The following is a 20304-nucleotide window of genomic DNA, read 5'->3' as shown; positions in this document are numbered from 1 at the left end:
CAGCCTACAATATCTCCCACTATCTTCACACTACACCAACCACACGACTCATACTGCGAATCAGGTCATAGCCATCCCAGAAAAGTGAAAAATCAAGCGTATGGCCTATCGGCACAATGCGGTCAACACCGCGAGGACATCCCGCCATGACGGTTGCCTGTATCTCTTTCGATGTAAATCCGAAATAGGAAACGGTCTGCGTCATCGTCCCCCATACCGGATACAGTTCCGCAAGATCATCCGCAATATATTCGACGAAGAAACCACTTCCTGTCCGCACCTCCATCAGGCGCGGCGTCAGCTTCTCCGCCTCTGCCCGCACTACGAGTTGATCTTCCATCTTCACCTGTCGCAGCTTCATCTCCGCACCAAGCCGCAGCAACGCATCATATTTGTCTACTGCTTGCACTGCAGAAAAATCATATTCCTTCGCCACAAGGTCATGCAGCCGCTCCCAGAACGCCCTGCGCGCCTCAGCCGTTCGCTCCCCGAACCAAACAACCAGATGTGGTGATGTACAAGCCTGCTGATCAGACAGATACGTATCATTATAGAATGCCTGCGCCAAAGCATCCTTTCCTTCGCTCGCCATATATCGATCAGCCTCGATGACCGCCAGCGAAAATCTGTCCGCAAAGGTAACCTCATTCGCCCGCGGCTTCAAAGGATACTGACGAAACCTCCTGATCGTCTCATCGCCGCCCCAGATCACCCTGGTATCGGCCAGCGACGAATATCGCGCATTCACCTCGTCCTCATGCCCATAACGCACAAAGAGGAAATACTGCTGCAGTTCCGGCACCTGCGCCAGTGCCTCACGCCATAGACGGCAGAAAATATCAACCTGCGGGAATTTCTTGGATGGCAAGCGTACTACGCTTGCATTCCCTGCAAGAAATGCCGCTACACAGGAATAGGCAAAATTCACAGCCACATTGGACGGTGCCACATGGAAAACAACACCGCGCCCCAGGCGCACGGACAAATCATCATACATCGCTCGCTGCTTCATCAATGACGCCTTACGACACCAAAAGCCGAATGTCACGACATCCGGATAGACATGTCCCTCCGCATCTTTCAGAGCCAACCCGGAAAGAACCGATAAGAACTGCAACGCCTGTTCCGAAAACGGCGGCAATGCCGCTGCCTCAGACAAAGCCGCCTCTACCTTTGGAGACCCTATTACATATTCTACATCAAAATCTTGCTGCATAGGTATCGCTGCACCCCCTGAGCTCTGCATTCTTGAGCCGGCCAAGAACCTTGAAATACTTCCCCTTGCGTCCACACGGACAATCATCCTCACCGAGCAAGACGCCCTCGTCCTCCGTCAGCATCGAATGCCCCGGATAGGAATGCGGCAAAAGCGAAACCACCTGAAGGATGCCCTTTTCACCAATCGCAGCAGGTGAAAAATCATTTCCTCGACGTACTATAACATCCGAGTACGTACTCGCATGCAGATGACCTGCCTCGCACTCCATGTAGATGCAGCCTGTCTGCTCTACCATGCCATAGTAATTGACGACGCGCGGAATACCCGTCACCTCGCGGAGCGCCGAGCGGAACTCCTCCGGTGAAACTGCCTCCTGCTCGAGCTTCTTCCAGCCGCCACCATGCACGAGCACAGCATTACGGAGATCGAGATGCACTCCGCTCTCCTTTAACGCCCTGTAGAAATGCTGCCATATCATGAACGTGAAGCCAAACAGGAAGATTCTCTCCCCAGCATGCTCATCAATGAATGCCCTGACAGCATCCAGCTGCAGATGCATGTCATCGTCAAGCGCATAGATCCGTTTGCGTCCGAACATCGAAAACCCCAGAATACCAGCCCCGCGCGCCGAAAACATCGCACGGTTCTTCACCACTGAAGGGCAGTCAACAATTATCATCGGCATGCGCTTCGCTCCCGTCATGCTCTCAAAAATGCGCACCAGCGTCTTCTGCTGATTGCCCGCTGTCTCGCGGTCGAGGAAAATACGCGATACCTGCTGACCACTTGTCCCAGAGGACGTCATCACCTTGAACACATCCTCCTGCGGAATGCTCTTTAGTTCCAGCTCCTTGAACAGACGAACGGGGAGGAACGGCATATCTTCCAACTCTTTCACGGCCGACTCTTGATAGCCGATGGTGTCCAGCATTCTCCCATACAAAGAACATTGTTGTTGGTGATGCCTTGTAAGTTCTGACAGCCCCGCCGTCATCAGCCGACGTTTTTCCTCTCGCCCTATGGCAAACGGCTCCAGATTCAAGATTTCGTCATACGTCATAATATTGCTCCAACTCGCGATACAGCGTCTTACCTGACGCACTCTTCGGCAGAGCGGGGATGAACTTCGCCGCAAACGCCGAAAAATGCAGCCCCAGCTTGCTGCTAAGATATGGAACGACCTTTCCAGCCATTGCCCCATCGGTCACAAACACATAGAGATGATCGTCTACGCCTGCGCAGGCTACCTCAGCACTACTTCCTGTCTCAGCCAGCCACCGCCGCAGGATATGCTCCACTTCCTCGAGATTCGTACGCTTGCCGAAAATCTTCAAGAATCTCTTTTTCCGGCCGACAATCGTATAGATGCCATCCGCATCAAACTGCGCCAAGTCGCCCGTCACATAACGCCCCTGCCGCTCATCCCCCCGACTGAGATCCTTCCCCGATGTCGCATAGCCCATCGTCACATTGTCGCCATAGTAGACCAACTCGCCGATACGTCCTGCTTCTGTAACAATCTTGCCAGCATCATCGAGCAACTCGAACCTGCCGCCAGGAATCGCCTTCCCCATCGAGCCGACCTTCGCGCAGGCAAGTTCAGCTGGCAGATACCCCATGCGCGCCGTCGCCTCAGCAGCGCCATACATCACGAAAAAGCGTCGTCCTTTTTGGGCGCAATCCTCAGCGAAAGCAGCATGCAGCTCCGGATCGAGCTTGCCACCAGCCTGTGTCAGCGTCCTGAGCGCCGGCAAATCCATCTGGAAAAACCGCAGACGCTTCAGCATCGCATACGTATAAGGCACTCCGCCGAGCGAAGTCACGCGCTGCTCCCGCATCAAGCGCCAGAACTCCCGCGAGAAAAACGACTTCTCCGTCACAACAAGAGAAGCCCCTGCCGTCAGATACGTATTCAGAATCGAGAGCCCATACACGTAGTGCAACGGCAAATTCGTGATGGCCCGTTCCTCCGGCGTGATGTGCAAATACTCTATGATGGACGCCGTGTTTGCCTCCAGATTCGCATAGCTCTGCCGCACCAGCTTCGGACTCCCCGTCGAACCGGACGTCGTCATGAGGAGTGCAAGCTCCTCTGCGAGAGGGAACGGCGCAGTCTCCCTGCGGTCAAGCAATACATAGTCGCCGAGAGAAAATGCCCCCTCCGCTCCAACGAACTCCGCTTTCCTTGCCTGCGGCGTCCAAATAAACGATGGGCGATACCTCACAACCAGCTCTGCTAAAAGCTCTGCATCAAGTGCCGCATCCACCATTACCGGAACAATGCCATGCGAAAGGAAACCGACATATCCGGCAATTGCCTCTGGGACATTCTTCGTCAAAAGGAAAACAAGGCAGCGCCTACCGACATGCGCTGCAATTCCATCTGCTTCCTCAGTCAGCCTCTCATAGCTCCAGACATCCTTCTCCGTCAGCAGTGCGGGGCGATCCCCCCTTCCATTCCAATGAAACATCAGAACACGCCCCCTTATCGCGCTTCTTGCCACGCCTGCAAAACACGTATCTCCATCCGCTCCGGTGTCAGACCGCATTCTTCGAGAAGCGCTCCATAGCGCGCGGCATGCGGATAGAAATCCGAAACGCCCAGCCGCAGGACGCGCGGTGCCTGCGATCTACGGGTAAAGAACTCCGAGACAGCGCTACCCAGCCCGCCGTAAACGCTGTGCTCCTCGATCGTAACGACCAAGGGATAGCTGCGAAGCGCGTCCAGCGCCTCTTCATCAAGCGGCTTGAGCGTATGCAGATTGAGCACCTTGCACCGGATGCCATGCGCTTGCTCCAGATGATCCGCCATCTTGAGTGCGGAGGATACCATCGATCCTTGCGCGATCACCGCGACATCCTCGCCTGAACGGAGCTCGACGGCTTTACCAATGACAAAGTCGTAATCCTCCTGATAGACAGGAGGAAGTTCCATCCCGCCCGTCAGCCGCAAATAAAACGGCGCCTCCAAAGTCAGCGAGGCCTCCAGTGCTTTCACGATTTCCATGCCGTCAGCCGGCGACACGATGACGAGATTCGGCAAGGAGCGCAGAATAGCCAGATCCTCCGTGCAGATATGCGTCGGGCCTAAAATACCGGCAGCCAGCCCCGCACTCAGACCGATCAGCCGCACCGGCAACTGCATATATGCCAGATTGACCTTGACCTGATCCAGCGCCCGCGTACAAGCGAATGACGCATAGGTAGAAGCATATGGCCGATAGCCCTCATGTGCCAATCCCGCTGCAATCCCGACTAGATTCTGTTCCGCAATCCCCACATTGTAGAGCGACTCCGGATAAAGGCGCTGGAAGCGCTCGAGGCCGGAATAGAAGCACAGATCCGCCGTACATGCCACGACGCGCGCATCCGCCTCTGGAAGTGTCGTCATCGCATAGCCGTAGGCTCCGCAGGAACCAAGGTGCGACATCATCCTGACTTTTGACTTCGTAAATTTCATAAGGATGCCTCGATTTCTTTCACAGCCTGCGCGAACTCCTCCGCGCTCAGTGCATGATTATGCCACTCCGGGTGTCCTTCCATGAAAGAGACACCTTTCCCCTTCACCGTGTCCGCAATGACCACGAGAGGCCGATTGCTCCGCATAGACAGCGCTTCGTAAAGCGCCTCCGCAGAATGGCCGTCGATCTGCAGTGCCTTCCATCCGAACGCTTCCCATTTTTCACGCTGCGGCGCAAGAGCCATCACCTGCTCCGTCGGGCCATCGTATTGCAAGCGATTATGATCCACAATGGCGACGAGATTCCGGCAACCAAAATGAGCCGCCGACTGCGCAGCTTCCCATATCGCTCCCTCATCACACTCTCCATCGCCGACAATGACGAAGACGCGGGCATCCTGATTCCCTTTGCGCCGCAGCCCCAAAGCACACCCGACGCCCAGGGAAAGCCCCTGCCCCAAACTGCCGCTGGAAAACTCCACCCCCGGAATGGACGCGCGGGAGGGATGCGCCGATAACGGCGAACCATCGTTTTTATAAGTGGCCAGCTCCTCTTGCAGGACACCTTCTTCTTTCATCGCCGCATATAGCGCCATGGCGCCATGCCCCTTACTGAGTATCAGGCGATCCCTTTGTTCGTCTCGCCTGCCATCAGGGGACACCCGCATGACAGAGTGATAGAGAACCGCTAAAATTTCTGCAAGTGACAATGCGCCGCCGATGTGAGCGCCCTCCGTCCCCTGTGCATACGTCATATTCAGACAATCCAGCCGAATGCGCGCTGCCAGCCGCTGCACTTCTTTTTCGTCAAAAGATGCTTTCATCTGAGTCCTCCACCAGAAAAGTCAGCTTATTCTCCCAGATCGATTCCGTACTTCCTCAGAATCTCCACGCCTTTTGCAAAGGAACTGAAATCAATGATATCGTTCGTCTCCATCTCGATATCGAACGTATCCTCCAGCGTCGCAATCAAATCCATATGTCCGATGGAATCCCAAGCGACCACGTCCTGATAGTTCAGCGTTTTCGCCTTCGCTTCATCCACCTGGAACATTGTCTCAAAAACCTCAAGATATTTTTTCATGTTGTCATTCATCGTAAAAAATCCTCCTTATTCTTAAATACCTCACAAGCATCCTTCGGCTGGAACATCGACATGCCAATGCCATCCAGATACTTCTTGCGGAACGCCCTGTCCTGACCAGCCAGGCAGATCGGCGAATACGAGCCGAAATACCGGATGGAAGTCATCGCGTCATGGATTTCTTTCAGGGACTTCTCCCTCACATTGCCGAAACGGATATTGATGAACGGACAGGCGAGCACATCCCCCTTCGGCGTGATGAAGAGCCGCGCTCCGCCGGCCGCCCAGCATCCCGTAAGACGTTTGCGCTCCGGATCATACATATCCCACGTATCAAAATAGCAGGTATACGTCTGACGGATCTTCTGAAAGACGGCGAGATCCTCGCTCGTCAAGGTCGAACCTTCGTAAATTCCATACGGCATCGCTAGAATAAAATACGTGCCAAGACGTCTCTGCTTCAGATACTCCAGCAGCGCAAACAAATCCTTAGAATGTGCATTGTGATGTCCGAACACCACTTGCGCCCATGTCGTCAGCCCCGCGGACGCTGCCGCATCAAGCGCCTCCAGCGCCCTTTGATGCGCGCCCGGGACGGCGCGATCCGCATCATGGCTTTCCGCATCCAGCCCTGAAATACTGACGCCTACGCAATCGAGGCCATCGTCTGCCAGCTCCTCCGCACGCTGCTTCGAGAGCAAATATCCATTCGTCACGAGTACCGTGCGGAACCTTTCCGGACGGACAGCCTTCAGGAGTCTGCGGAATGCTTCATAATCCACCAGCAGTTCTCCGCCCTGAAAAATGATTTCCCAAATGCCGAGCTCATAGGCCTGATCCGCGATGTCCGCGATCTCTTCCAAGGAAAGATGCTCCCCGTTGTGCGCCCTGTCCTCCTGTTCATAACAGAACTTGCAGCGAAAATTGCAGGTATTGTCATAGTCGATGACAAGTTGTCTTGGAGTCTCCCCCCCCTGGATCTTATTTCCTCTCTTGCGCACATCTCTCAAAAAACGATGCATCTTCGCAAGAACCAGAGGTTTTTTCATGACGCTCACTGTTCTGCCTCCATCCATCGTTGCACAGAGGACGCAATCCCCTCCGCCGTCAGTCCGCTCAAGCGGAGCATTTCCTCATAATCATTTGCTGCAGGATAGGCATCCTTCACGCCGAGAGCAAGGATCCGCGGCCTTTGGGCGCGCTCAGCATAGAACTCCGCTATGGCGCCCGCCAGACCGCCGCTTTGCATATGCTCCTCCACGACGACCAGCCGCCCGCAATGCGAGAGCTCCTCTAGAAGTGCCGCATCCAAGGGCTTGATGGTGTGCATGTCATACACAGAGGCATGTACCGTGCCAGCATCGGCAAGAGACTCCGCCGCCTTGAGCACCTGCGCCGTGACGGTACCTGCAGTGAGAAAAGCGAGGGAACCGTCCCCCCCCTGGAGACAATTCGCCTTTCCTATCGTATACTCGAACATATTACGATACAGCATCGGCTGCCCTGTCTTCCCCGTCAGGCGGAGATAGGCAGGACGCGGCTCGCGAATCAGCGCCTGCAGAGCCAGCAACAATTCCGCACAATCTGCCGGCTCGATCACGGTGAGCTTCGGCAGCACACGCATCACGGCCACATCCTCAAGTCCCATATGAGTTGCACTGAGATCCCCCTCGGCCAATCCGCCGCCGACTCCCACGAGCAAGACAGGAAGCCCCATGTAGGCAAGACTCACACGCACCTGATCCAAGGCGCGCGCCGTAGTGAATGTCGCGTAGGTCGCCGTCAGGGGATGATATCCCTCCTTGGCAAGACCAGCCGCCACCGTGACCATATTCTGTTCTGCGATCCCCACATCGATGTAACGATCCGGGTATGCCTGCGCGAATTTCTCCGCGCCGAAATAGCGCGCTACATCCGCTGTGACGAATACGAAACGCTCATCCTGTTCCGCCAGCTCAGAAAGAGCCATCCCGAGTACTCGGCGCATGCCGAGCATCGACCAGATTCTGGCGTTCCTGCGATTAATCTCTAACATATGACAAACTCTCCATTGCCTCTTGATAAAGCTCCTTCGTCAGATAACCGATGTGCCATGCCACCTGATTCTCAGCGAAAGGAACACCCTTCCCCTTGACCGTATGCGAGATGATAACTCTTGGGCGATCAGCATCTTCTGTGAGTACCTTTCGGAGCGCGACCACATCATGCCCATTGACGTCAGACACAGCAAATCCCATCGAGCGGAACCGCTCTCCGAGATCTCCCAGACGCATGACATCCTCCGTCGTTCCATCATTTTGCAGACCATTCCTGTCAATCACCAGAACCACCTGCCGCAAATCAAAATGGACGATCGATGCCGCCGCTTCCCAAAGCGAACCCTCATCACATTCGCCGTCGCCTGCCACGACATAAATCCTCGCCGGATTTCTCCGCAGCCGCAACGCAAGCGCGGAGCCAACTGCCAGGGAAAGCCCCTGTCCCAAGCTGCCCCCCGAGAACTCGATCCCTCTGGCAAGATCCAGACGCGGATGCTTATAAAGCACACTGCCCGGAACAAAGGCTCCTGCAATCTCCTCATCCGTCAGGAATCCCGCAAAATGAAGCGCCGCATAGAGCCCGATCGCGCTGTGTGCCTTACTCAGGATAAACCGATCACGCCCATCCCAGTCAGGCTCCTCTACACGATACTGCATGACGTCCGCATAGAGCACTGCCAGCAGTTCTACAATGGACATACCGCCGCCAAGATGCGCGCCCTTCACCCCTGACTGCAAGCCCATCTGCAAGATATCCTTCCGCATTTCATAAGCAATCTTTTCTAATTCTTCTCGTGTTTTCATCTCTATCACCAATTCGCTTTCGGCGGATGCGTCCCGCCATCCACACGCAAAATCTGTCCTGTCACATAGGACGCGGCATCCGAGGCGAGAAACGCGATTGCCTCTGCAATCTCCTGCTTTTTTCCGAAACGTCCGAGCATAATAGCGGGCTTCAACATCTCCATAGCCGCCGGGTTCTGATGCGCGATCATGTCCGTCTTGGTAAGCCCCGGCGCAATGCCGTTCACACGCACATGCACCTCCCCGAGTTCCCGTGCCATCTGCACGACTGCAGCATTCAGCGCCGCCTTGCACGCAACGTAGTCCAGCGAGGCAAAGAATCCATCCATCCCGGCGATCGAAGTCACAAAGACAATGCTGCCGCGCCGCTGCCGATGGAATATCTTCGATAGATGCTGTGTGAGAATCACCTGTCCCCAAAAATCCACATCGAAAAGACGCTTCGCCTCCTGAATCGACATCATGCTGAACCGGCAGGGACGAGATAAAATCCCCGCACAATTGACAAGGATATCCGGCACCGCATCCTTCTGTGAGCGAATCTCGCGAACACCTCGAACAATGGCTGCTTCATCCGAGATATCAAAATAAACCGGTCGCACAGACACCCCATATTTCTCCGCGATACTGCGCATGTCAGCGGCAAAAGCGTCATCCTCCTTGCGTGCGCAGGCATATACGACGCGGACGCCCTCACGCGCAAACACCTCGACGGTTTGGCGGCCGATACCGCGGCGCGCCCCCGTGACCACAGCGCAGTGTCCCCTCAGTAAATCACTCATAATACACTCACCTCATCCGGATCTGCCAACGCGAACTGCATCTGACAGGAAACGGCATCATTCACATACAACGTTCCTTGAAACTTCGCGATCCCCCGGCGGAACCGCAGCAAAGAGACCTCTGAATGCAGGCAGTCGCCGGGAACCGCCTTCCGGTGAATCCTGACGTCCTGGCAAGCACAAAAGTAAAGACGCTCTTCCCTGCGTCCCTCCATCGTATTGAGGATCAGACCTCCCGTCTGCTGGAGACACTCCATCTGGAAAACACCAGGCAAGACCGGATTCCCCGGGAAATGCATTGGGAAATACCAAGCCTCAGGCACGAGCTTCAAATATCCATCTGCGCGCTCTCCCGGCTCGACCTCAACCACGTCGAGAAAGACATAATCCAGCGTCTGCCGGAAATAGGCAGGAAAATCGTTCCGATCTAACCTCACCATGATATTACTCTTTTCCACTTTCCGTTCCATGGTAATACTCAGCAAAAACACGCTGCGATGTATCAATCCTGCGGCAGGCGCGCGCGGGATTTCCCATCACCTCTACCGCCTCAGGCACATCCCGCATGACCACGGCGCCCATGGCAACCACGGCATGCGCTCCGACGCGCACGCGGTCGCGGAGCAGCGCCCCGATACCGATGAACGCTCCTTCGCCTACAACCACATGCCCGGGAACCACAGACTGTGCCTCCACACAGACATGCTTGCCGATGTGGACATCATGCGCGACCACCGCATGGTCGGCAATGCAGACATCATCCTCGACCACCGCATTATCTTCCACGGCAGCACCAGGGAAAATAAAAACGCCTTCGCCTACATGTGCATAAGGACTGACAAATGCGCCCTCCGACAAAATCGTTGCAAGCGCATACCCCGCCTTCTTCACTCGGCAATACAGATCCTCCCTAAGTGCCGGTTCCCCTTGCGCAATGATGACATCCGCCTCCGTCGGCGCATATCGTTCGCAGAACGACGCAAAGGACATCCTCCGCCGATTCCTGAAAATATCTTCCGGAACCGTATCGTCAATGAATACCACCTCAGCGAACCTTGGCTCCGCTTTAGGAAGACGCTCATTAATACACCTGCCAAGCCCCCCCGAGCCATAGATACCCAAAACGCGTTTCATAAACAGCCTCCCTCTTCATCTCCGTTTCTCTATCTTTATTATCGTTTTTTCCATTATCTGAATAACCTCCCTACGGTTTACCCCTATACGACAGATAAGCTCATCCTTCCCTACATACACTGTATTTTTTCATCTGCGTTGCTTTTCATGTAAACCCATCGTAGAGTTTATGACGAAATCATTTTTCCTAGTACCATCCCATACCACATGGTGTGATGAAACAGAAGGAGTGGGAGTGTAAAATAGTTTGTGTAAATCAGGAATTGCAAGAATACGCTTCATGCCCCATACTGGGAAAAATAATCAAAAGGATGGAACCAATGGCACGAAAGAAAAACACTCCCAATATGCCTGGTGAGCAAATTGCTCAGCAGATTTTATCCAACTATGACATCAAGGATGCCCAGGACGTGCAGGATGTCCTGAAGCAGATTTTCGCGCCCATCTTCGAGTCCATGCTGAAGGGCGAGCTTGAGAATCACCTGTGCTATGAGAAGCACGAGCGTACCGCCGAAAGCGACAACTACCGCAACGGCTATTCCAAGAAGAACATTCGGACATCATTGGGCGAGCTGCCGCTCAAGATTCCCCGTGACCGTCAGGGCACCTTCGAGCCACAGGTCATCAAGAAGCACCAGAAGGATATCTCCTCCATCGAGGGCAAGGTATTGGCCATGTACGCACGCGGTATGAGCCAGAGAGATATCGCCGCTACCATCGAGGACATCTATGGCTTCCAGCTGTCGCACGAGCAGATTTCCAATATCACGGATTGCGTCATGGAGGAAGTGGACCGCTGGCGCACGCGCCCGTTGAAGTCGTTCTACCCTTTTGCTTTTGTGGACTGCATCTACGTCTCCGTGCGCACGGAACGCGGCGTGCAGCAGGTGGCGGTCTACGCCATGCTGTCCTACGATGCCAGCGGCTACAAGGACGTCCTCGGTCTCTGGATCAACGAGACAGAGAGCAAGCATACCTGGATGCAGATCTTCGATGAGCTCAAGGCGCGCGGCGTCCGCGATCTCGGCTTCCTCTCTATGGACGGCGTGAGCGGTTTGGAGGAAGGTGCGAAAGCCATCTTTCCCGAGGTGGTCGTCCAGCGCTGCATCGTGCATCTCATCCACAATTCTGTCCGCTACGTCCCGCGCAAGAGCTGGAGCGCTTTCACCAGACAGATGAAAACGGTTTATGGCGCTGTCAGAGCAGAAGCTGCGCGGAAAGCATTCTCCAAATTCAAGGAGGACTGGGCAGACTATCCGGGAGCCGTTGCCGTGTGGGAGAACAATTTCCAGCACGTCGAACAGCTTTTCAATTACGGTAGCGCAGTGCGCAAAGTGATGTACACGACGAACGCCATCGAGAGCGTCAACGCCAGCTTCCGGAAAGTCACAAAGAAAGGCTCGTTTCCGAACGAGGAGGCAGTCTACAAGATTTTCTATCTTCGCATCCTCGAACTCTACCAGAAATGGAGTAAGCACCACCTTCCGAATTTGGCGCTCATCCGCAATCAGTTGCTGATGGACGAATGGATGGCAGGCCTAATGGAACAATACGATAAAGATTTTACACAAAATGCTTGGCACGCCCTTTAGTCCTAGTTATTGACATTTTATGGTAGGATGATAAAATAGAATTATAGAATTATAGAATATATCATAGAAGAATTATCTAAAAGGAATGATACAATGTCAAACATACGAGACCAATATTTCGATCAGAATAAGCAATATTCGTTGAAGGAAATCAAAGATATTGCAGCACAAAATCTAGCTCCAAAATATCATCTTGTGCTTGAAGGTTATCTGTCATATGGAGGCCAAAAGTTTGTTATTGATGCTGTCTATAAGGAAGTTTGCCTACCAGATTTATTTTTAGAAACGACAGATTTCGAAAAGGATGATGGAACATGTGCGCGCCCAAATGATGGCGATGCAAATTGGATATGCGTAAAGAATATGAATAAAAATCAAAATTATCATATGAGCTATGTTATATGTGCTTCAAGTGTGCGCAACGGCGATTAACTTTAATCGCATTCACATGAATAGGCTGTAACAAAATGGCCTATTAAATAAATCCCCCCGGCATAGGAGGGCACTGAAAAAGCCCGCATAAAACAAAAAAGAGTTATCCACAGGCAAAAAGAGAGCAACCACTGATAATAATTCATGTCAATGTTGCTCTCTTCTTGTATTTTTTTGTGAAATCCCAGAGAATCATCATAAGCGCCTAGCAACTGACCGTATAGAAAAAGCCTAGCTTTTCTGCTAGACTTTAAGAAGATCAATATTCACGATTCTATATTCAGCAGTTATCCTGCATCGCTTTACTCCAGGACATGTATTCATCCAGGAGTTCTGGCTTCTGCCAGAATGGCTCGTTGGGCATCCGAGTGAGTATGGACTCAAAGTACTTGGCTGGATCAAGGCCATTGGCCTTGCAGGTCTCTACCAGGCTGTAGATTGCAGCACTGTCTGCTGCCCCTCTGGGGCTATCGGATAACATCCAGTTCTTTCGCCCAATGACGAAGGGGCGTATGGCATTCTCAGCCGTGGCATTGCTTATGCTGACACGGCCATCGTCGAGGTAGGTATAGAATGTCTTTCGGGCACTCATGGCATAGTTGATGGCTGCGCCGATCTTGGATTTCGGCACGGCACTCGACTGGCTCGATTCTGCCCACGCGAAGAAAGCGTCGACCAGAGGCTTTTCCCGCTCCTGACGCTGTTTCTGCCGTTCTTCGACGGCAGCCTCTTTGAGCTCGCGCTCGATGGCGAAGATCTCATCGATCTTTGCGATTGCCTGCCCGGCCAGTCTTTCCGGACTAGCTTTCATCCTCGGCGGGATAGCGTTCACGAAATACCGCCGGAGATGAGCCCAGCATCCGGCATGCCGGACGCTGGGCTCCTGGTTGTAACCAGCGAACCGGTCACGTACCAGGATGCCGTCGAAGCCTTTCAGGAATTCCTCGGCATAAGCGCCCTTGCGGCCTTTCTCATACTGGAACAGCCAGATGGCATGCCGGGCTCCGAGCGGGCTACTGCAGTAGCACCACATGTAGGATTTCGTGGCATTGCCTTTGCCCTTCTCCTTATGTACCTGTATACAGGTCTCATCAGCATGGGGCACATCTTCCTCGATGAGGCGCTCCCTCATATGTCCGGCCAATACTGAGAAGTAGTACTTCGAGGCAGCTATGATCCTGTTGACCATGGTTGCACGCGTGAGCGGAAAAGAACCTGAAAAGCCAGTAATTACACGGCTTTTCAGGCTCTACGCTCATATACATTTCTGAGGGAAGGCAGGCTTGATGACGTTCTTCTGATTGATGGAAAGACCTTCGAGCAGCCACTCGAGCTGACGTCTGGTTATGGCTCTGACCTGCTCTTCTGAGTTCGGCCAATTGAAACGGCCGTTCTCCAATCGCTTGTAGCGGAGCAGGAAGCCATCCTCCTCCCAAAGCAGGGCCTTGATGCGGTCGCGGCGCCTGCCACAGAAGAGGAACAGCGACCGGGTGAACGGATCCAGCTGGAACTTCTCTTGTACGATGGCGGTGAGACCATCGACGGCCTTACGCATATCCGTATAGCCACAGGCAATATAGACCTTGTCTATGCTATCCAGGTTGAGCATCATCATAGGCCCACGCTTTTCAAAGCGTCCAAAGTCTTCCGCAGGAGTGAAGGAGACGTCGATTCCGTGATTTCCAGCTCAAAGCCATGATAGCGGAGCAGGAGACGATTCTCATAGCTTTTCCAGTAGTCACATCGACCTCGGCAAATTGAGACGTTGATGATGAGGGGGCAGAGGGTCTGTCCTGATTCTCAAGCATCTTCAAGTGGAGGATACGTTGCCAGTAGTAATAAGAGTTTTTACTGATGTTATTTTTTTCGAAGTACTCAGCCTGAGTAAGAGCACTGACCTGGCAATCCTTAATGATGCGGGCCCATGCAGGCTCGTTTAGCCTCCTTGATTGTGGTCATGAAGCATTACCTCCCATAGGGCAGACTGTCTGATTACAGCTTTCCGGATACCTCCGGACCTTTCTGGATATTTCTGGAGATTTTGGGAGCGTACCGGACCTTTCCGGACATCTCTGGAGCTGTACGGAGTATCCCGGACATTTCCGGATATTCACGAGGCATACTATAATCTTCCGGGCATGGAATATGCTTCCATTATAGCTTCATGATTTTATGGATTAAAGACGGTCAGTTGTTAGGCGCTTACAATACTTCCTGCAAAAGCGACAACAAACATAACAATTGAGACCGCAACCATTTTCTCGGTTGCGGCCTCAATTAATCATCTTCGCTCGCTCTTCAATCATTATTCTGAATTGCCGGTAATAAGTCATTATCATCTTCAATCCGAAGCATTCGGATGTCCCGCACGCAAGTCACGAACCATGGTAATTTTCTTGCCAATTTCTGAACTACCATAACTGTTTTCACGGCATCAACAGTTTCGTCCCCAAAATAGACACTCCCCTGTTGATGAACAAATCCAGCATTAAGGAGGATATTTTTAATTTCTCCATAAGCATTCGTATAATTAGCGCGATCATATGCACGACTGAGAGCCTCTGTATCCAGATCGAATGCAATTGCATATTTCATCAGTCTCACCCTTTCTCATAAGACATCTCAATTTATCAGTTTGATAATACAACTTTTTTTTTTGTGTGTCAACACAAAAGCCTCCCAGGTATGTGTCAAGCTTTTCTCGGTGAACTAATACTGTGCCTACCTGCGTATGGTTTACTGTTGCATTGATCAGCATTTTCACGGCTTGCGCCGTTGCGCGATAAACACTTTTAGCCGCCAGCACGACAATGATGTATTGCAGATAGTATCTCAAGCATGACTATTTGATAAATCCCATGATTTTGTCCACGGGATAATCATTCTCGCCATTCTCAAGCTGCACAAGGCGGCGACGGATCTTGACTTCTCCATACAGGGTCACAAGTGTGCGCCAGTCTTTGCGCTTCGAACATGCTCTTTCTTTCTGATGCTTTTTCCACAATGCGTCATCCATAAGCGTCAGTGCCATGGCAACCAGTTGGCAGCTCACCTGGCCAAGATACACATGCAGGCACCTCTCCCGTTCAAACACTTCTTTTGAGGACTTTAACATCTCAATAATTTCTAAATGAGCGGTTTCACAACTGAGAAATTTGAATATAGTAAAAGGCATATTCCGGCGTTAAATATCTCTACGCCAGAATATGATCTCCCTATCATTGCCATTGAATCTGCGCGGATGGCCAGCCTCTATAGCAAATTTTCTCATCAATAAATCCTATTCTCCTGCAAAACAGGCACAGGCCGCAACTGCAATGCAAGCATCAACCATCAACCAGCCTTCATAGAATCCCATGAACTTTCCCCTGTTCGCGAACTTTTTCATTCGTCCAGCCGACAATCTGGGCTATGGTATCCGTCGGCATACCATGCTTCAACATCGCTAGAATAGTCTTTTTGCGGCCCTAGGCGTAGCCCTCATTGCGCTCTTCTTTGCACCATTTTTCCAGTTCATCACACATAGCAGGCACCTCCACCTGATTGTCCTTATATCTATCCATTGCCTCACACAACGGAGCATAGTACATCGTATCCGGCGAAAAAGTACGAAAGTCATTCATCAACCACCCTACATGTCATCACCGTCACAGGCTCCATTTTCACATAGATTAAGTGCGAACTGTCATGGAATACATCACCTAATGACACTTATAACATGGAATTTTAATATAAAAACAACACCATACAGATTGTCACCATGATTGACTCATAGCCAGCAAGCACGACCGAAATTCAGCCTATCATTTTCTTAAACTTCGATACATCGTTTCCATATCCATCAGATACTGCTGCCCATCCATCAGCGGAGATTCTTCCATCATGGTACGCAGTCTGGCATGAAGCGCACACAATAGCTCCTTGTCGTTAGCCAAGCCTACGGCAATGCCGAGATAATTTTCCGGCGTATGCGCAGCGAGCTCCGGCAGGCCGATATTCGTCAGGAAGCTGACGCCGAATCGCGCTCCGTGCCGTTCTCCTGCAAGCGACACGACCGGCACGCCCATATAGAGCGCCTCGCACGTTGTCGCACCGCCCTGATACGGACTCGTGTCGAGCGCAATATCGATATCATGATACTCCTGCAGATAATCCGCCGAAAATCCACGAAACTCGACGCGCTCCAGAGGTAAACCGAGCCGCGCCAAACGCTGCTTCGTATAGGCAAGGCCCTCCTGACTGCCAAACAAGCGGTGCTTCAGCACGAGCTGTGCGGTCGGCAATGCCTGTAAGATCTGTCGCCAAAGCCTCAACATCTCATCCGTTACTTTTGCAAAATGATTGAAGCAACCGAACGTGATATATTTCTTCGTCAGGCATGGAGGCTCTCCTGGAACAGGAAAATCCGCAAACGGCTCATAGCAAAAATGCGTGTGCGGCAGCTGTAAAAGCGGCTCGACGAAATATGGCGACTGCGCCGCAGGTGCGCAATAAACATCAGAGAGGAATCCCGTCGTCTCATAAAGCCCTGTACTATTGAAATAGCCGATGCCTGAAATCTGCACTGGCGCTGCCTGCCACGCGAAAACCGGCAACGCGTTCCCCTTCGTATGGCCGCCAAGATCGACAAGAATATCGATTTCATCTGCGCGAATCTGTGCCGCCAAACGACTGTATGCGCCTTGATCTACCCAGTCCGCTGCATTTCGCCAAACGGCGTGCACATCATGCAATGCCTGCGTCACCCGATCATGCTTCCGCCCGATATTGTAAACATAGACCTCGAATTGCGTCACATCGTAGTGTACCAAGAGCGAATGTACAAAATTCCCTACGGGATGTGCATGCAAATCAGCCGAAAGGTAGCCCACACGAATCCTCTCATGGCGCCACACAGGCCTATCATACGGCACCGCATTCCCGACCTTCATAAGCCTTGCAAGGAGTGCCCGATATTCTGTATAGAGCGCCTGCATCTCTATTGCTCCATACTCCGGCGCTGCATTCGCCGCGAAAATAGCGTTGCTGCACTCTACAATTTTCTGACGGAGGTCCGGCTCAACCTCCGCTGAATGCAACAACGCCTCTACCGCTCCCGCACCTTCACCGAGTTCTCGCAGCGCTGTCCCGAGCAAACTCCATGCCTCCGCCAGCACCTTTCTTTCCGGTGCATCTGCAAACTCCGTCATCATCTGCTGCAGCCAACGGATTTCCGATACATATCGCTGCGAATCACGCAAAATATAGCCCATGAGCAGCGTTCCATAAATCGACCGCCGCCCCGTATCTGCCCATACTTTTTTCAGCACAGTTTCCGCTTCAAACAGCTTTTTCCCTTTCCAAAGCTGCAGAGCATACTGATATGCCTGATTCTCCGAGTCCATCATCGTCCCACTCCCGCGCTGACCATTGTTTTTTCAATATGTGTCAGTGCTCACACGCATATTCAATAAATTCCAGCAAATATCCATCTTCTATCACACCGCCCTCTACTGCTTCACAAGATAATTCTTACTATGCGTAGACTGATTAGCATGTCGTATATAATATTTCTCATCTGGCGGGATTTTATCCGCACTCATATACCAAGGCATATGCCTGACCATCATATTTTCACTCGTGCGTACCGCTGGAAATAGTACATAGGGCGTCTGTGGACGATAAAGAGCGAACGTCGTATCAAGGATAGAGAAATACTTATCCTTCCCCATCGGCACATTGCGCATCTGATTGCACTCATACTGCACTTCCTGGGCAATATCACACGTGACATCGTCAGATTTCAAATCCGGACCTGCCTTTACCAGATAAGGGTGCTCCTCAAGAATCTCATACAATTTCTCAACCAGATTCATCGGACACTCATCAATGGGTACGACATCGGAATCTGTATACACGAACGGCATCCCTGCCGCATAGCGATCCAATATTCCCATCTCCCAAAGCGCCGTATGACCAAGATTAGGCAGGTGAATGACCTCTACCCTATCACCAAACTCGCACATCATTTGCCTATAATACGCCAAAAGCGGCGGATACGTCGAAGCATTATCCAAGATGTAGATCCTCTCATGCCCCGCCTGCAACAGCCACTCTAACAAAGGTCGTAAACCATTCATACGATCGCGCGAATTGATAAAGACCGGGATTTCCTGCCAACGCCCATGCGGCAGTTCCATTGCATGGGGATGCATCATCAGATCCCTATACTTTTTCTTGAGACAAGGAACAGCGGGATCATCCGCCACCTTTTGTAACTTTTTCATATATTCCCTTGTCCTAAAATCCTGTGGTGCTCTCTCTAAATAGGCATTGAGCAATGTCAACGCCGCTTCATATTCTCCCTTTACCGCCTTCGCAAGTCCATATACCTGCAGATATTGGCACCAAATCGGGCGATTTGAGGCAGTGCAAATCTCAAACAATACTTCCATGCATCTTGCAGCCTGCGCTGGTTCTTCCCGAAATAACATCTCCTCTGCTGCCAGTATCAAAGCTTCGCGCGAATCTACCAGGGCTAGAATATCACCCCCTATAACACTAAAGTCCTTTTCACGCCTATATGCCCTGCTGGAAAATTCCATAAAGATATCGTCTCTACATTCATAGATAATTTCAGCCATGCCTATGGCATCCCCAGCCAAATAACATTTATAAAACTCTCGTCTGGCTTTTGCCTCCATAGCCCTAACCTTACCTCCATAACTTTTCTGATTCAGCAAAGAACAAGTATAGACATTATGTTCTAGGAATTAAACAAAAAGGTACCGATATTACAGTAACAATATCCCTGATGAGCTTACAACTACATCTTTAATCAATCAGAAAGTAACGTACAGATTGATGCACTAGCTGAAAAATACGCTCTACCAATGGCCTAGATCTATTTCCCACAGACTACTATGACATGTTTTCTGTTATCTTCAATAACTCGCTAATCCCCTTGTCAAAACACCTTCGATAGCCGTCGCTTATCTAAACTAAAAAGTTTCTTGCTATAGCAATTTCCCTCAGATCAGCGATATTTTCTCCCATCGTTTTCGCCAGCACTGATACAATACCGGCGGCAGCAAATATTTTTTCATAGTTATTGATAGTAAAGGCAATCGTTCCACGCTCTAGTGCTACATCATGCCAACCGTCCGATATCTCACGTATAAAAGTTATCCCTAGTGGATTTTTTTTCACATCTGTAAGCCTCGTCTGAGCCTCTGTTCCATAGAGAATCCGCCGCATTATCTTTGTAAAATCTTTGCCATAGATAAAAGGAAGTCCTGTGACACGCATAGTATGGCATGATGTTTCCTCATTGTGCATTACTCCATAGGCAATATCAAGACCAAACTGTGCATTCCGATTCAACAGTACTTTCATACGAGCTGCCTCTGCCTCATTACCAAGTACACATATACATGTGATTCCAGCGAGCATGAAATAAGACAACTGATAAAATATCGCTGGCTTGTCGTAAATCAAAGTATCAGCATGGATGGAGGGAGGATAATCGAGAACGAGCTCTCCCTGCCAATCCTGTTGGAAATTTGCCAAATTCCCCTCGAGCAGGCTCTCGATATCCGTATCAAAAATCTGTGCCAGATGAGAAAGCAGAGAAACATCCGGTACGGAGAGTCCTCGCTCCCATTTCGAGACAGCTTTGTCGCTGATGTGAAGCAATTCTGCAAGATGTCGCTGGGTGAAACCGTATCTTCTGCGCAGGAAACTGATGCCTTTGCCGATTTTCTCCGCATCCATCGCATC

22 protein-coding genes are annotated in these 20304 nt (G+C 51.5%); 2 read left to right on the top strand and 20 right to left on the bottom strand.

The annotated features are described in order from the left end of the window. Nucleotides 1-25: 25 nt before the first annotated feature. The 12 genes from F599_RS0104245 to F599_RS0104190 are packed head-to-tail and all read right to left on the bottom strand — an operon-like array spanning nucleotide 26 to nucleotide 10522. Nucleotides 26-1216, bottom strand: coding sequence for an acyl-CoA reductase (locus F599_RS0104245; RefSeq protein ID WP_019542288.1), 1191 nt, complete (start codon nucleotides 1214-1216; stop codon nucleotides 26-28). Beyond that, nucleotides 1200-2279 carry a LuxE/PaaK family acyltransferase gene (locus tag F599_RS0104240; RefSeq protein ID WP_019542287.1) on the bottom strand — a complete coding sequence of 360 codons (1080 nt, stop codon included), beginning with the start codon at nucleotides 2277-2279 and terminating at the stop codon, nucleotides 1200-1202. The genes F599_RS0104245 and F599_RS0104240 overlap by 17 nt, the downstream gene beginning before the upstream one ends. Beyond that, nucleotides 2269-3690: an AMP-binding protein gene (locus tag F599_RS0104235; protein WP_019542286.1), complete on the bottom strand. Its 1422-nt coding sequence runs from the start codon at nucleotides 3688-3690 to the stop codon at nucleotides 2269-2271. Before F599_RS0104235 ends, F599_RS0104240 begins: the two co-directional genes overlap by 11 nt. 14 nt (nucleotides 3691-3704) lie before the next feature. Further along, entirely contained in the window at nucleotides 3705-4679 is a 975-nt protein-coding gene (locus tag F599_RS0104230; RefSeq protein ID WP_019542285.1) for a transketolase family protein, read from the bottom strand. After that, entirely contained in the window at nucleotides 4676-5503 is an 828-nt protein-coding gene (locus tag F599_RS0104225) for a transketolase (protein WP_019542284.1), read from the bottom strand. Before F599_RS0104225 ends, F599_RS0104230 begins: the two co-directional genes overlap by 4 nt. A gap of 26 nt (nucleotides 5504-5529) precedes the next feature. Further along, nucleotides 5530-5775 carry an acyl carrier protein gene (locus tag F599_RS0104220; protein WP_019542283.1) on the bottom strand — a complete coding sequence of 82 codons (246 nt, stop codon included), beginning with the start codon at nucleotides 5773-5775 and terminating at the stop codon, nucleotides 5530-5532. Continuing rightward, nucleotides 5772-6812, bottom strand: coding sequence for a radical SAM/SPASM domain-containing protein (locus F599_RS14740; RefSeq protein ID WP_169337810.1), 1041 nt, complete (start codon nucleotides 6810-6812; stop codon nucleotides 5772-5774). Before F599_RS14740 ends, F599_RS0104220 begins: the two co-directional genes overlap by 4 nt. A 5-nt stretch (nucleotides 6813-6817) precedes the next feature. After that, nucleotides 6818-7798, bottom strand: coding sequence for a transketolase family protein (locus tag F599_RS0104210; RefSeq protein WP_019542281.1), 981 nt, complete (start codon nucleotides 7796-7798; stop codon nucleotides 6818-6820). Next, nucleotides 7785-8606, bottom strand: a complete 822-nt coding sequence (locus F599_RS0104205; RefSeq protein WP_026327804.1) for a transketolase — start codon at nucleotides 8604-8606, stop codon at nucleotides 7785-7787. The genes F599_RS0104210 and F599_RS0104205 overlap by 14 nt, the downstream gene beginning before the upstream one ends. A 5-nt stretch (nucleotides 8607-8611) precedes the next feature. Continuing rightward, entirely contained in the window at nucleotides 8612-9388 is a 777-nt protein-coding gene (locus F599_RS0104200; protein WP_026327803.1) for an SDR family NAD(P)-dependent oxidoreductase, read from the bottom strand. Next, nucleotides 9385-9858 (bottom strand): 3-hydroxyacyl-ACP dehydratase FabZ family protein, encoded by a 474-nt coding sequence (locus F599_RS13575; protein WP_081626324.1) that lies wholly within the window; start codon nucleotides 9856-9858, stop codon nucleotides 9385-9387. The genes F599_RS0104200 and F599_RS13575 overlap by 4 nt, the downstream gene beginning before the upstream one ends. Beyond that, entirely contained in the window at nucleotides 9833-10522 is a 690-nt protein-coding gene (locus tag F599_RS0104190; protein WP_019542277.1) for a NeuD/PglB/VioB family sugar acetyltransferase, read from the bottom strand. The genes F599_RS13575 and F599_RS0104190 overlap by 26 nt, the downstream gene beginning before the upstream one ends. 311 nt (nucleotides 10523-10833) lie before the next feature. On the opposite strand from F599_RS0104190, the gene F599_RS0104185 reads away from it, so the two are divergent. Then, entirely contained in the window at nucleotides 10834-12114 is a 1281-nt protein-coding gene (locus tag F599_RS0104185; RefSeq protein WP_420902055.1) for an IS256 family transposase, read from the top strand. A gap of 93 nt (nucleotides 12115-12207) precedes the next feature. Beyond that, nucleotides 12208-12546 (top strand): hypothetical protein, encoded by a 339-nt coding sequence (locus F599_RS15485; protein WP_020700492.1) that lies wholly within the window; start codon nucleotides 12208-12210, stop codon nucleotides 12544-12546. A 280-nt stretch (nucleotides 12547-12826) separates the two neighbouring features. Here F599_RS15485 and tnpC read toward each other — a convergent pair whose 3' ends face one another. From tnpC to F599_RS0104140, 8 genes are all read right to left on the bottom strand, one after another. Then, on the bottom strand, nucleotides 12827-13777 hold the full coding sequence (gene tnpC, locus F599_RS0104175) for an IS66 family transposase (protein WP_277613094.1): 951 nt from the start codon (nucleotides 13775-13777) through the stop codon (nucleotides 12827-12829). Nucleotides 13778-13801: 24 nt separating this feature from the next. Further along, nucleotides 13802-14161, bottom strand: coding sequence for an IS66 family insertion sequence element accessory protein TnpB (gene tnpB / locus F599_RS0104170; protein WP_019542274.1), 360 nt, complete (start codon nucleotides 14159-14161; stop codon nucleotides 13802-13804). Nucleotides 14162-14174: 13 nt separating this feature from the next. Then, complete coding sequence (gene tnpA / locus F599_RS16240) at nucleotides 14175-14462, bottom strand: IS66 family insertion sequence element accessory protein TnpA (protein ID WP_420902056.1); 288 nt, start codon at nucleotides 14460-14462, stop codon at nucleotides 14175-14177. Nucleotides 14463-14844: 382 nt separating this feature from the next. Continuing rightward, nucleotides 14845-15141, bottom strand: a complete 297-nt coding sequence (locus F599_RS15080; RefSeq protein ID WP_071592841.1) for a virulence factor — start codon at nucleotides 15139-15141, stop codon at nucleotides 14845-14847. A gap of 247 nt (nucleotides 15142-15388) precedes the next feature. Continuing rightward, nucleotides 15389-15661: a hypothetical protein gene (locus F599_RS0104160; RefSeq protein ID WP_019542272.1), complete on the bottom strand. Its 273-nt coding sequence runs from the start codon at nucleotides 15659-15661 to the stop codon at nucleotides 15389-15391. A 688-nt stretch (nucleotides 15662-16349) separates the two neighbouring features. Beyond that, nucleotides 16350-17933, bottom strand: a complete 1584-nt coding sequence (locus F599_RS13570) for an O-linked N-acetylglucosamine transferase, SPINDLY family protein (protein ID WP_019542271.1) — start codon at nucleotides 17931-17933, stop codon at nucleotides 16350-16352. A gap of 102 nt (nucleotides 17934-18035) precedes the next feature. Next, nucleotides 18036-19229, bottom strand: a complete 1194-nt coding sequence (locus F599_RS0104145) for a glycosyltransferase family protein (RefSeq protein ID WP_019542270.1) — start codon at nucleotides 19227-19229, stop codon at nucleotides 18036-18038. Between the two features lie 292 nt (nucleotides 19230-19521). Next, nucleotides 19522-20298, bottom strand: a complete 777-nt coding sequence (locus F599_RS0104140) for an XRE family transcriptional regulator (RefSeq protein WP_019542269.1) — start codon at nucleotides 20296-20298, stop codon at nucleotides 19522-19524. Nucleotides 20299-20304: the final 6 nt, after the last annotated feature.

The organism is Selenomonas bovis DSM 23594 (assembly GCF_000381005.1).
Lineage (GTDB): Bacteria > Bacillota > Negativicutes > Selenomonadales > Selenomonadaceae > Selenomonas_C > Selenomonas_C bovis.
The sequence above is the reverse complement of the archived record's forward strand: the minus strand, read 5'-3'. Positions and strand labels throughout refer to the sequence as shown.

Bases quoted from the DNA above. Each gene is read 5' to 3' on its own strand.
- F599_RS0104145 (WP_019542270.1), bottom strand. From the start codon at position 19,229: ATGGAGGCAAAAGCCAGACGAGAGTTTTATAAATGTTATTTGGCTGGG.
- F599_RS0104205 (WP_026327804.1), bottom strand. From the start codon at position 8,606: ATGAAAACACGAGAAGAATTAGAAAAGATTGCTTATGAAATGCGGAAG.
- F599_RS13575 (WP_081626324.1), bottom strand. From the start codon at position 9,858: ATGGAACGGAAAGTGGAAAAGAGTAATATCATGGTGAGGTTAGATCGG.
- F599_RS0104220 (WP_019542283.1), bottom strand. From the start codon at position 5,775: ATGAATGACAACATGAAAAAATATCTTGAGGTTTTTGAGACAATGTTC.
- F599_RS0104160 (WP_019542272.1), bottom strand. From the start codon at position 15,661: ATGTTAAAGTCCTCAAAAGAAGTGTTTGAACGGGAGAGGTGCCTGCAT.
- F599_RS0104225 (WP_019542284.1), bottom strand. From the start codon at position 5,503: ATGAAAGCATCTTTTGACGAAAAAGAAGTGCAGCGGCTGGCAGCGCGC.
- F599_RS15485 (WP_020700492.1), top strand. From the start codon at position 12,208: ATGTCAAACATACGAGACCAATATTTCGATCAGAATAAGCAATATTCG.
- F599_RS0104185 (WP_420902055.1), top strand. From the start codon at position 10,834: ATGGAACCAATGGCACGAAAGAAAAACACTCCCAATATGCCTGGTGAG.
- tnpB (WP_019542274.1), bottom strand. From the start codon at position 14,161: ATGATGATGCTCAACCTGGATAGCATAGACAAGGTCTATATTGCCTGT.
- F599_RS0104200 (WP_026327803.1), bottom strand. From the start codon at position 9,388: ATGAGTGATTTACTGAGGGGACACTGCGCTGTGGTCACGGGGGCGCGC.
- F599_RS0104230 (WP_019542285.1), bottom strand. From the start codon at position 4,679: ATGAAATTTACGAAGTCAAAAGTCAGGATGATGTCGCACCTTGGTTCC.
- F599_RS15080 (WP_071592841.1), bottom strand. From the start codon at position 15,141: ATGAAATATGCAATTGCATTCGATCTGGATACAGAGGCTCTCAGTCGT.
- F599_RS0104210 (WP_019542281.1), bottom strand. From the start codon at position 7,798: ATGTTAGAGATTAATCGCAGGAACGCCAGAATCTGGTCGATGCTCGGC.
- F599_RS0104240 (WP_019542287.1), bottom strand. From the start codon at position 2,279: ATGACGTATGACGAAATCTTGAATCTGGAGCCGTTTGCCATAGGGCGA.
- F599_RS0104190 (WP_019542277.1), bottom strand. From the start codon at position 10,522: ATGAAACGCGTTTTGGGTATCTATGGCTCGGGGGGGCTTGGCAGGTGT.
- F599_RS0104140 (WP_019542269.1), bottom strand. From the start codon at position 20,298: ATGGATGCGGAGAAAATCGGCAAAGGCATCAGTTTCCTGCGCAGAAGA.
- F599_RS13570 (WP_019542271.1), bottom strand. From the start codon at position 17,933: ATGATGGACTCGGAGAATCAGGCATATCAGTATGCTCTGCAGCTTTGG.
- F599_RS0104235 (WP_019542286.1), bottom strand. From the start codon at position 3,690: ATGTTTCATTGGAATGGAAGGGGGGATCGCCCCGCACTGCTGACGGAG.
- F599_RS14740 (WP_169337810.1), bottom strand. From the start codon at position 6,812: ATGAAAAAACCTCTGGTTCTTGCGAAGATGCATCGTTTTTTGAGAGAT.
- F599_RS0104245 (WP_019542288.1), bottom strand. From the start codon at position 1,216: ATGCAGCAAGATTTTGATGTAGAATATGTAATAGGGTCTCCAAAGGTA.